14 protein-coding genes and 1 pseudogene are annotated in these 10,402 nt (G+C 63.8%); 5 read left to right on the top strand and 10 right to left on the bottom strand.

Annotation, left to right across the window (positions count from 1 at the left end; translation table 11 throughout):
• Positions 1-1,837 (top strand): SGNH/GDSL hydrolase family protein (locus EOA85_RS17400; protein WP_164759712.1); only part of this gene is annotated, 1,837 nt, incomplete at its 5' end.
• 9 nt (positions 1,838-1,846) lie between these two features.
• On the opposite strand, the gene EOA85_RS39880 is transcribed toward EOA85_RS17400, so the two are convergent.
• The 3 genes from EOA85_RS39880 to EOA85_RS17385 are packed head-to-tail and all read right to left on the bottom strand — an operon-like array spanning position 1,847 to position 3,014.
• Positions 1,847-2,389 (bottom strand): acyltransferase, encoded by a 543-nt coding sequence (locus tag EOA85_RS39880; RefSeq protein WP_127210544.1) that lies wholly within the window; start codon positions 2,387-2,389, stop codon positions 1,847-1,849.
• Positions 2,389-2,613 carry a hypothetical protein gene (locus EOA85_RS17390; protein ID WP_127210543.1) on the bottom strand — a complete coding sequence of 75 codons (225 nt, stop codon included), beginning with the start codon at positions 2,611-2,613 and terminating at the stop codon, positions 2,389-2,391. The genes EOA85_RS39880 and EOA85_RS17390 overlap by 1 nt, the downstream gene beginning before the upstream one ends.
• An 8-nt stretch (positions 2,614-2,621) precedes the next feature.
• Positions 2,622-3,014 carry a hypothetical protein gene (locus tag EOA85_RS17385; RefSeq protein WP_127210542.1) on the bottom strand — a complete coding sequence of 131 codons (393 nt, stop codon included), beginning with the start codon at positions 3,012-3,014 and terminating at the stop codon, positions 2,622-2,624.
• 121 nt (positions 3,015-3,135) lie between these two features.
• On the opposite strand from EOA85_RS17385, the gene EOA85_RS17380 reads away from it, so the two are divergent.
• From EOA85_RS17380 to EOA85_RS17365, 4 genes are read left to right on the top strand one after another with little or no spacing between them, the layout of a single operon-like run.
• A complete protein-coding gene (locus EOA85_RS17380) occupies positions 3,136-3,987 on the top strand; it encodes a glycoside hydrolase family 108 protein (RefSeq protein WP_127210541.1) in 852 nt (283 codons plus the stop codon).
• Between the two features lie 50 nt (positions 3,988-4,037).
• On the top strand, positions 4,038-4,226 hold the full coding sequence (locus tag EOA85_RS17375; RefSeq protein WP_245485835.1) for a hypothetical protein: 189 nt from the start codon (positions 4,038-4,040) through the stop codon (positions 4,224-4,226).
• Positions 4,165-4,377 carry a hypothetical protein gene (locus EOA85_RS17370; RefSeq protein ID WP_127210540.1) on the top strand — a complete coding sequence of 71 codons (213 nt, stop codon included), beginning with the start codon at positions 4,165-4,167 and terminating at the stop codon, positions 4,375-4,377. Before EOA85_RS17375 ends, EOA85_RS17370 begins: the two co-directional genes overlap by 62 nt.
• Complete coding sequence (locus EOA85_RS17365; protein ID WP_127210539.1) at positions 4,374-4,766, top strand: hypothetical protein; 393 nt, start codon at positions 4,374-4,376, stop codon at positions 4,764-4,766. The genes EOA85_RS17370 and EOA85_RS17365 overlap by 4 nt, the downstream gene beginning before the upstream one ends.
• 246 nt (positions 4,767-5,012) lie before the next feature.
• On the opposite strand, the gene cobT is transcribed toward EOA85_RS17365, so the two are convergent.
• The 7 genes and pseudogenes from cobT to EOA85_RS17330 all read right to left on the bottom strand — a co-directional run.
• Positions 5,013-6,023: a nicotinate-nucleotide--dimethylbenzimidazole phosphoribosyltransferase gene (gene cobT / locus EOA85_RS17360; RefSeq protein WP_127210538.1), complete on the bottom strand. Its 1,011-nt coding sequence runs from the start codon at positions 6,021-6,023 to the stop codon at positions 5,013-5,015.
• A 24-nt stretch (positions 6,024-6,047) separates the two neighbouring features.
• Complete coding sequence (locus EOA85_RS17355) at positions 6,048-6,827, bottom strand: adenosylcobinamide-GDP ribazoletransferase (RefSeq protein ID WP_127210537.1); 780 nt, start codon at positions 6,825-6,827, stop codon at positions 6,048-6,050.
• A 3-nt stretch (positions 6,828-6,830) separates the two neighbouring features.
• Positions 6,831-8,201 carry a cobyrinate a,c-diamide synthase gene (locus EOA85_RS17350; protein WP_127210536.1) on the bottom strand — a complete coding sequence of 457 codons (1,371 nt, stop codon included), beginning with the start codon at positions 8,199-8,201 and terminating at the stop codon, positions 6,831-6,833.
• Positions 8,198-9,016 carry a uroporphyrinogen-III C-methyltransferase gene (cobA, locus tag EOA85_RS17345; protein ID WP_127210535.1) on the bottom strand — a complete coding sequence of 273 codons (819 nt, stop codon included), beginning with the start codon at positions 9,014-9,016 and terminating at the stop codon, positions 8,198-8,200. The genes EOA85_RS17350 and cobA overlap by 4 nt, the downstream gene beginning before the upstream one ends.
• The gene (gene cobM / locus EOA85_RS17340; RefSeq protein ID WP_127210534.1) at positions 9,013-9,777 is read right to left on the bottom strand and encodes a precorrin-4 C(11)-methyltransferase; all 765 of its coding nucleotides are present in this window, start codon (positions 9,775-9,777) and stop codon (positions 9,013-9,015) included. The genes cobA and cobM overlap by 4 nt, the downstream gene beginning before the upstream one ends.
• Positions 9,774-10,160 carry a cobalamin biosynthesis protein gene (locus tag EOA85_RS17335; protein ID WP_127210533.1) on the bottom strand — a complete coding sequence of 129 codons (387 nt, stop codon included), beginning with the start codon at positions 10,158-10,160 and terminating at the stop codon, positions 9,774-9,776. Before EOA85_RS17335 ends, cobM begins: the two co-directional genes overlap by 4 nt.
• A pseudogene (locus EOA85_RS17330) lies at positions 10,157-10,402 on the bottom strand (cobalamin biosynthesis bifunctional protein CbiET); the annotation flags it as partial. The pseudogene EOA85_RS17330 and the gene EOA85_RS17335, both read right to left, overlap by 4 nt.

The following is a 10,402-nucleotide window of genomic DNA, read 5'->3' as shown; positions in this document are numbered from 1 at the left end:
CAATATGACGGTCGCGCAAGATCAGGTCGGGCTGGATGGTGTCGCAAACTCGGCGTCTTCGATCACCGCGACTGCTGCCGATGCGACCATCTTTCAGGCCATCACCATTGCTTCGGCGGCCTTCTTTCAGACGGCCTACATCAAGCGCCTCGTCGGCACCGGGCCTTTGTATATGACGGAGGATGGCGGCACGACCTGGACTGACGTGACGCCGGCCGATGCCTACTGGAACCGGATGAGCATCCCGGCGCAGACGCTTGCGAACCCGAATGTCGGTCTCAGAATTGGCACCAGTGGCGACAGTTTTGCCATCGACCTCGTGCAGAACGAGAATGGCAACTATCGAAGCAGCCCGATGGTGACCACGACAGCGTTCTTCTCGCGCGGAGTAGACGCAATCAGCATCGATCTGACGACCATTCCGTTCGACACGACGCTCGGGTCGATATTTATCGAGGGCCGCACCCAGGCACCCGATAATATCCAGCGCACCATGGCGCAGTTGGATGATGCCACCGCCAACAACCACATCCAGTGCAACATGTCGTCGCTCGGTGGGGGCCAGTTCACCATCAGGGAGGCGAACGTTGTCAGGGCCAACGTCCTGCCCGGCATCACGGTTGTGGACAAAACGACACGGCTGGCGGCCTCTTGGGGTGCGAACTACGCACAGGCGGCGCTCGACGGCTCGGTTGGCGCGCAAGACAGTGTCGTTACAGTCCCGACCGGCCTCACCAGGCTGCGCATCGGTGGTGGTATTTCTGGCAACTTCCCGATGGGCGGCACCATCGCAAAGCTGACGCTCCGGCTCAGGACGATGGACGCAACCGAACTGACGGCCTGGTCCAACTTCGGCTCGACCGGTGTTGCTCCAGCCATCGACGTGCTGCCGAACGATCCCAACATCGAAGACAGCGACTATGCAGCGACGCTCACCGCAACGTCGTCTCAGGTCAGCGCTGTTCGCCCGATCGTCTTCTCTGGGTACCAAAACGCCAATCCGGGATGGCGCCGCCGGTTCAAGACGCGTGCGACCTCTGTCGTCCTGCACTTCCAGAACCTCAATCTCGTAAGCGGCAGCTACAACGGCAAGGGCCAGATACTCGTCGATGGGGTGCACAACACTTACTTCACGTCGGCGCAGGCACTGGGCAAGTTCTTCGTCAGGTTGGATTTCGCCTCGAATGCCGATCGCCTGATCGAAATCGTCATGCCCTACTCTTCGTCCGTGGCGCATCTCGGCATCACGACTTATGGCGCGCCGATCACCTTGCCGACGCCGCGTTCGACCTTGCCGCGCGCAGTGTTCCTCGGCGACAGCCGCGACCAGGGCTTTAACGCAACCAGCATCGACAAAACATGGATGGAAATCCTCTGTCGCGCCAAGGGCTGGCAGCACATCAATCTTGGCTACGGTTCGTCTGGTGTCACTTCGGCGTGGGGAACAGATGCTGGCAACGCCGACCCCGACGTTGTCTTCATCACATTTGACTACAACAATCGCACCGCACAGACATCTCTTGCCAGCTTCAAGGCTGCGCTAGTGGCACTGATCGCCAATCTGCGGGCGGTCGCGCCGACGGTGAATGTATATGTGGTGTCGTCTAACTGGATCAGTGCGGCACAGGATGCGCTCACCCTGAAGATTGCAGACTACCGACAGCAGGAATCCGATGCGGTCGATGAACTGACCTTGGCCGGCGACACCAACCTCTTTTACATCGACGGTCTCACCCTGACCACGAATAGCACGGCATCGATCGCCGACGGCATCCACCCGAACGATGTCGGCTCGGCCGAGTGGGCGGCGACCATTGCCCCGCTGGTGAGCGTGTAAGCTCTGTGCTCAACGGGCCGGTTTAGCGACGATCAGTTTTGCTGGGTTGCCGCCGACCATCGTGAAAGGTGCCACATCTTTAGTTACGACCGAGCCGGCGCCGACGACTGCGCCCTTACCGATCGTCACTCCTTTCAGGATGATTGCGTTGAAGCCGATAAAGACGTTGTCTTCGATTTTCACTGGCGCAATGGTGATATTCGACCAGTCCTTCTTTCCCTGGTGCCAGTCGGCGACATCGGCTTTGCGATGCTCCCATGCTGTGGCGTGCGAGTTATGATCCACGACTGTAGTGCCCCAGCTTATGATTACGTCATCGCCGATCTCGATCCGATCGGCGGCAACTAGGTGGCTTTTTCCGATGAAGGAACGCTGGCCGATGATGATCCTGGCGTCGGGCCGATCAAAGGAAAAAGCGTTGTGGAGAATACATTCGTCGCCGATTGCATGGTGACCACGCCGCGCGGAGCGAACGCTCGTGATGCTCATCTTGGTGCCGGCACCGGCCTTGACCCCGGCAAGGCGATATAGGAACGGGGGGACGAAGGGCATCAGTGCTCGCCCAGTGGTCTCAACGCCGGCCGATCTTCAATAATGTGCTGTCCATCGACCAGGAAAAGGTGCCGCCAATAGAAGTGAGCGCAGAGATCTTCGAATTTTCCTCTTGCCTCTTCTTCGTCATCGGTCTGCACCATGGCCATTGGGATTCGTCGGTTATCAATGGCCTGAACCGAAAATCGCAAGTCAGTCTTCTCTCTCGGCAAATCAGTGGTCATCGTCGTCCTCAGTTTATCTTGCTTGGACCTGGCTTATCAGGCCGCGGGAGTTGCGCCGCAGCATCGACAAATGAAACCAATTCTGCCGTTGGAAGGCCAAATGCAATCTCTGGCAGACCGTCCGCGATCTCGACTATCACGATGCAATGTTCAGGCATTTGGGAGGACAAGGCCGCACGAAGGTGCTGCGCCGGGGTGACGGTCTGGGTCTGGTCGTTGCGCCTCCGAGCAGTGTCCTGGGACGCTAAAAGCAATTTGAAAGCCACGTCGCGAAGCTGGCTTGCCGGGATGCGAGCCCATGCGTTCTCCGTGGGGTTTTGAAGTTCAACCAATACCGCATCGCCGCTTTCCTCCGGCTCGATTAGGCCAATTCCATTGAAGTAATAATCGCGCTTTTGCATCCAGCTCTCCGAAATCCATTCACTCCCGCCATTTGCGGCAACCAGTGGAGCTTTGCAAGCGCCGTAACTCTACACCCCGCCCGGGGCCGTATTCTGCCGGAAACTTCAGGAGGTTTTCGGCATGGCCGTTTCGCGCGAAAAGGACTCGCTATCCAAGGTGCTGGTGCACGAGGGCGGCTACGTCAATCACCCACGTGATCCGGGCGGCCCAACCAACAAGGGCGTCACCCAGCGGGTCTATGACGCCTACCGCAAGGGCAAGAAGCTGCCAACGCGCTCGGTGAAGAGCATCACTGGCGACGAGGTCTACGAAATCTATGACCGCCAGTATTGGGACGCTGTGAAGGGCGACCAGCTGCCGGCCGGCGTCGATTACGTGGTGTTCGACGGCGCAGTCAATTCAGGCCCTAGCCAGTCGATCAAGTGGCTTCAGCGCGCGCTCGGTCCTCTCTACACCGGTCGCGTCGACGGGATCATGGGCATGGCGACCCTGACGGCGCTGAGGAGCGTCGACAACAACGACGCCTTGATCGACCGCATCTGCGCCCAGCGCCTGGCCTTCCTGAAGGCTCTGAAGACGTGGCGGACATTCGGCAAGGGCTGGAGCTCGCGCGTTGCTGGCGTGCGCTCGATCGGCCGTGCCTGGGCAACCGGCGAGACGCCTCCAGCGGCTATCCATGTGGACGGCGGCCAGGCCAAGGGCTTTATCGAGGATGCCAAGGCGCCGCCGTCGACCGCGCCGGCCGACGCTGCAACAGGCGGCGGCGTCGCTGGTGGCGGCGTCGCCGGGACCGTACAGACGCTGCAGGATCAGTTGTCGCCCCTATCCTACTCGAGCGAGTGGATCACCAATGTGGTGGTCGTGCTTGGCGTGGTCAGCACGCTCCTGGTGGTCGGCGGGCTTGCCTATCGCTGGTACGCGAAGCGCAAGGCGGTCAGGCTCGCTGACGCCCTCGATATGGCGCCGCTCTGATGGGTGCGCTGCTCGGAATGGCATTCTCGCCAATAGGGAGGGCCGTAGGCGTGGTTCTCCTGGCCGCCGCGCTGGTCGGCGGCATCTATGTGAAGGGACGCGCTGACGGGCGCGCCAGTGTGCTTTCCAAGCTCGCGGATGACCGCGTCACCATCCTCAAGGACGGGAAGAAGATCGATGAACAGGTTCTTGCTGCTGACGACGATGCTCTGTGCGCTCTCCTTGGCGGCTGCGTGTAGCCCGTCGCTGGTCAATCCCTGTGACGTGCTGGTGAACATCGCTCCGGCGCCGCCGGACGTGAACCGGATCCTGGTCGAGCGTGCCCGACCGACAGCGCAGGGCCTGGCGATGAACAAGGGCCGCGTCCAGAAATACGGTTGCGCCAAGTGACCGTCGACTGGACCATCAACATCACACACGTTCTGACTGTCGCTTTCGCGCTCGCCGGCGGCATCGCCGCATGGGTCACGCTGCGCTGGCGCGTCGCCGCGATCGAGGCCGCCACTGTGCGAAACGAGAAAGCGATCGAGGGCGGCAACAACACCAACGCTCTCGCTAACGCCGCCATGCAGGGCAGCCTGAAGATCATTCAGGACCGCATCGACGAGATCCGCAGCAAGGGCGCCCACGAGCTGGCCGAGTTCAAGCTCGAGGTGGCCAAGAACTATGCCGGATACGCCGCCCTGCGCGACATGGAGGCGCGCCTGGTCAAGGCGATCGACGAGCTCGGCGAGCGACTGGAAAAGCTGTCAGAGGACCGGCCGAGATCCCGCCCATGAGGCCGTGAGAAAACCCGCTGATTTTTCCGGCAAATCTCACGTGCCGTAGACCTAAGCGATTGATTTTGCTGGCGCGTCTGCCTTCTCTTAATCAGCGGGTCACAGGTTCGATCCCTGTCGCACCCACCAAAGATTTCAAAGACTTAGGTGGCAAGACCTTGGGAACGGGGCGAGAATGTGAGACTGAAAATCTCAGTCTCATGCCCCTATATCGAGCCGTGTCGCCTCTCATGAGTTTGCGAGCATTTACTTCTCCGACACCCCAGCCTCGGCGAAGCTTGCCATGCGGGCATGACATTCGAGCGCCGAACGGACAATGTTGACAGCGAGGCACGCGCCGGAGCCTTCGCCGAGCCGCATGCCGAGATCGAGCAGCGGCGGCAGGCCGAGCCCCTCGAGCAGCCGGCGATGGCCGGATTCGGCAGAGACATGGGCGGCAAGGGTGTGGGCGAGGCCGGTGGGGTGCAATTTTGCCAGCGGTGCGGCGGCGGCGGTGCAGACGAAGCCGTCGAGCAGCACAGGTACGCCTAGATGGCGTGCGGCCAGCGTAGAGCCAAAGATGGCGGCGAGTTCGCGTCCGCCAAGGGCTGCTGCGATCTTCAGCGGGTCGGCAAGCGCCTCGGCGTGGCGCTTGAGGCCGGCCTCGATGGCGGTGATCTTGCGCACCAGGCCGGCATCGTCGACCCCGGTGCCGCGCCCGGTCCATTTTTCCGCGCCGCCGCCGAGCAGGGCGGCCGAAATGGCTGCCGCCGGCGTGGTGTTGCCGATGCCCATTTCGCCGAAACAGACCAGGTCGAGGTCTTTCGTCACCGCGCCGTACCCGGCCGAAACGGCGGCGAGGAAGGCTTCGTCGTCCATTGCCGGCACTTGCGTGAAATCGCCGGTCGGATGTTCGAGATCGAGCGGAATGACTTCGAGTTCAGCACCGGCGATGCGGGCAATCTGGTTGATGGCGGCACCGCCGCCGGCGAAATTCGCCACCATCTGCACGGTGACCTCTGACGGGAAGGCGGACACGCCCTGTGCGGTGACGCCGTGATTGCCGGCAAAGACGAAGACTTTGACGCGGCCGAGCTTCGGCATGTCGCGGCCCTGCCAGCGCGCAAGCCAGGCCGCTATGGTTTCCAGCCGGCCGAGACTGCCTTGCGGCTTGGTCAACGTGTCCTGGCGGCGGGCGACAGCATTTGCCGCGGCGTCGCTGCCGGCAGGCAGGTCGAGGCAGGCCGCGCGTAATTCATCAAGCGATTTGAAAGACATGGGGGCAAAGTCTCCGAAACAGAGTCAGGAAAGGCAAACGGAAGCGACGAGCAGTATTGCGATCTCGCCAAACTGCTGCAGCGCGCCGACCGTATCGCCGGTCTGGCCGCCGATCTGGTTGAGGCACAGCATACGGAAGGCGGCAAACAACAGGCCGAGCAGGATGAGCGCGGCGACCGCGCCACCGAACCCTAGCGTCAGCACCGCCACAGCGCCGAGCACGGCGCCGGCAATGGCGGTTTCGGCCGACACGGTGCCTGCATCGGCCGAGAGACCGTCGCTGCGAGCCGGCGGCAACAGACGCATGAAAGCGCCGAGCAGGCCGCGCGATGCGGCATGCGCAGCGATGAGAGCGACGAGAACTTGCACCGGGCTGGCGAATTCGGAAAGCACGCTCCAGCGGATCAGCAGCGAGAGGCCGAGCGCACAAGTGCCATATGTGCCGATGCGGCTGTCGCGCATGATCTCCAGTTTTTTCTCGCGTGTCTTGCCGCCGCCAAAACCGTCGGCGACATCCGAAAGTCCGTCTTCATGCATGCAGCCGGTGGCGAGCAAGATCGCGGCAAGGGCAAGTGCCGCTGCCGGGCCAGATGCAAGGCCGAGCCAGGTCCCGATCGCGTAAACCAAGGCGCCAATCAGAGCGACGGCGAGGCCGGCGACCGGCGCTGCCCAGATCGCGGCAGCAAGGCCGCGGTCCCGGAAATCGACGACCGGCAGCGGCAGCCGGGATAAGAAGACGACGCAGAGCGCGATGTCATCGAGCGCTTGGCGAAGCGAAGGGAGCATGTCCTTGAGTTTGAGCATGATCTATTCCGAAAACCGGTTCCCGCTTTTCGCTGGCGCGAACCCTCCGTCCGGGATCATGCTCTCGCCTCTCGCAATGGCGTGGAAGAAAGTGCCGCTGACATGGCCGCGCCGGCAGCCGGAGGCGCCGAGCCGATTGCCTTGGCCGTCAGCGAGGTCGGCCAGCGGCTCGTCATTGCCGGTCGCAATCATCTGCGCATAGTGGAATTCGTGGCCACGGATCAGCGTGCCCTGGGGTCCCAGTGGGCAATCGGCGCGCAGCCGCGCCTCGCGGTAGCCGAGATTCATCTTTCGCTTGGCAAAGCTGGTCGAGTGACCGAGCAGGCCGAGCATCCGGTGCGTCTCTGCCGATGCGTCCTCCAGCGCTTCGCCGAGCACCATGAAGCCGCCGCACTCGCCATGCACCGGCCGAGTTGCCGAAAACGCCTCAATGCCGGCCCTGAAATTCTCAGCCGCCGCAAGGCGGCCGGCATGAAGCTCGGGATAGCCGCCGGGCAGCCAGCAGACATCGCAATTGTCGCTGGGCGCTTCGTCGGCGAGCGGCGAGAAGGGGACGATTTCCGCCCCGGCCTTGCGCCAATGCGTCGCGACATGCGGATAGAGGAAGGTGAAGGCGGCGTCCTCGGCCAGTGCGATGCGCTGGCCGGGTGGCGGCAGCGCGCCGCTGAAGCTGCCCGCTGCGGGCGCAATTGGCGCCGCCAGCGCCATGATGGCCTCGAGGTCGAGCGATCTTTCGACCATGTCGGCCAGCCGGTCGAGATGGGCCATCAAATTCTCATATTCGCCGGCTTGGACGAGGCCGAGATGGCGCTCCGGCAGGTTAAGCGATGGATCACGCAGGATCGCGCCGACAACAGGCAGGCCGATCGCCTCGATCGCGCCGCTGCAAAGCCGGCGGTGACGCTCGCTGCCCAACCGGTTGAGCACGACGCCGCCCATACGCACATCGGGATCATATGTAGCAAAACCCTTGGCGACGGCCGCCGACGTGGTCGACTGCCCGGAAACGTCGAGCACCAGCAGCACCGGCAGGCCGTAAAGCCGGGCAAGATCTGCGGCCGAGCCGGTGCGGCCTGGAGCAGCGGGAATCCCGTCGAACAAGCCCATCGCGCTTTCGAGGAAGATGAAATCGGCATCTTCAGTTGCGTCACCGGCTAGCGCGTTGAGCAAGGCGGGCGGCATTGCCCAACTGTCGAGATTGACGCCGGAAAGGCCTGTCGCGGCGGTGTGGAAGCCGGGGTCGATATAGTCCGGCCCGGATTTGGCGCCACGCACTTTCGCACCGCGCCGGGCCAGCGCGCGCAAGATGCCGATGGTGACGCTGGTCTTGCCCGAGCCCGAGCGCGGCGCGCCGATGATGATTGCGCGGGTCATGGCTCGCCCGCCAATGCCGCACGCATCGCGACGATGCCGCCGACGACGATCAGCGCCGGCGAGGTCAACCCGGCGGCGGCCGCCTCCTCGGCGATGGTGGCGAGCGTGGCGACGACGATGCGCTCCTGCGGCGTCGTCGCGGCGACGATCACTGCAGCAGGCGTGGAAGGCGGCAGGCCGCCCTCGAGCAGCGAGGCTGATATCAGCGGCAGATTGGCCATTCCCATATAGACAACCACCGGCTGGCCGGTCCGGGCGATTGCCGCCCAGTCGAGATCATCATCGGTGCCGGCAGCGTGGCCGGTGGCCAGGATCACCGCCTTGTTGATGCCGCGCATGGTGGCCGGGATGCCGGCTCCAGCCAGCGCGCTGAGACCTGAAGTCAGGCCGGACAGGATGCGGAACGGGATGTTTTCGCGCGCCAGCGCCAGCGCCTCTTCGCCGCCGCGGCCAAAAACATAGGGGTCGCCGCCTTTCAGCCTGACGACGCGGCGGCCTTCTCGCGCCAGCCGCACAAGCAAGGCGGTGATGTCTTCCTGCTTCATCGACGGTTGGCGGCCGCGCTTGCCGGCATAGAACAGCTCGGCACTCGCCGCCACTGCCACGACATCGGGAGATACCAGCGCGTCGTAGACGAGGGCGTCGCACTGCCCAAGCGCGGCCAGCGCTTCCAGCGTCAGGCAGCCGGGATCGCCGGGGCCGGCGCCGGCCAGCCAGACATGGCCCGGCTCGAGCTGGCGCGGCTTGAAGTTCAGCCGGGCCAAAGCCTGTTCGATCGTCGCGTTTCCACCTCTGCTTCCGGTTCCGTCGTTCACAATCCGTCCCGTCCGCGAAAACGCCGCTGGTAATGGGCGTCGTAAAGTGAACTCTCGCCAAAGTCTTCCGCTGCCAGTGAGCGGCCGACGAAGATGATCGCCGTGCGCTCCATCGGATCGGCGGCCAATTGCGCCGCGATCGTCGCCAGCGTGCCGGTCAGCAGTCGCTCGTCCGGCCAGGAGGCGCGGAAGACAACCGCCACCGGGCAATCGGCGCCATAGAATGGCGTCAGCTCGGCGACGACACGGTCGATGGCGTGGATGGCAAGGTGAATGGCTAGCGTCGCGCCGGTGCGGCCGAAGCCGGCCAGGGTTTCGCCGGGCGGCATTTTCGAGGCACGACCGGAGATGCGGGTCAGCACCAAGCTTTGTGCGATTTCGGGAATGGTCAGTTCGCGGCGCAGCGATGCCGCAGCGGCCGCGAACGACGGCACGCCCGGCGTCAGCGTATAGGCGATGCCGTGCTTCTCCAGCCGGCGGATCTGCTCGGCAACGGCGCTCCACACTGACAGGTCGCCGGAATGCAGGCGGGAGACATCGTGGCCGGCCTGGTGGGCCGCCACATATTCCGCTTCGATCTCGTCGAGCGACATCGGCGCGGTGTCGATCAATTTCGTGCCGGGCGCGCAGTGCTGCAACAGTTCCGGGGCGACGATCGAGCCGGCATAGAGGCAGACCGGGCAGCTTGCCAGCAGCCGGCTGCCGCGCAACGTAATGAGGTCGGCCGCGCCCGGTCCGGCGCCGATGAAGTGGACGGTCATACCGCGTCTCCGCTGATGGCGATGGCACAGGTGACCGGGCCGAGCACGATGCGGGACCCAAGCAGTTTTGCGCCTTTCCCGGCGGCGGCAAGCGCGGAGGCTTCGGAAACCGACGGCGTGCCGGCATGTTCCTGCGACAGGCTCGAGCGGCTGATTGCGCGCGAAGACGCGGCCCTGAGCGCATCGTCCTCGACAACGATCACTGGCAGGGCGAGCTCGCGCCCCGCCGAGAAGATTGCCTGCTCGTCCTGCTTCAGAGAAGCGGTGGCGAGCGCCGAAAGCGCCGTCATCGCCAGCCCATGCGCTTCCAGCGCGGTTTCTATGGCCGCAAGAACGTCTTGCACATTCACGCCTTTGCGGCTGCCGATGCCCGCGATCATCATGGCTTGACCCAGCTCCATTGGGTGACCGGCATAGCCGGCCGCCATGCCTGCATCGAACCAACCGGTGAAGCACGGGAGATAGAGATGTGGGTGAGATCGCCGCCGACCGCGGCGTGACGGGCGAGAAGCAGCGCCTCCATCTCCAGCGTCACCGCGTTGGCGACCAGCCGGCCGCCAACACGCAGGGCCTTGATTGCCGCGCCCAGCACGCCGGTATCGCTGCCGCCGCCGCCGATGAAGAT

The sequence above is a fragment of the Mesorhizobium sp. M5C.F.Ca.IN.020.29.1.1 genome (assembly GCF_003997375.1).
GTDB classification, from domain to species: Bacteria; Pseudomonadota; Alphaproteobacteria; order Rhizobiales; family Rhizobiaceae; genus Mesorhizobium; species Mesorhizobium wenxiniae.
The sequence above is the reverse complement of the archived record's forward strand: the minus strand, read 5'-3'. Positions and strand labels throughout refer to the sequence as shown.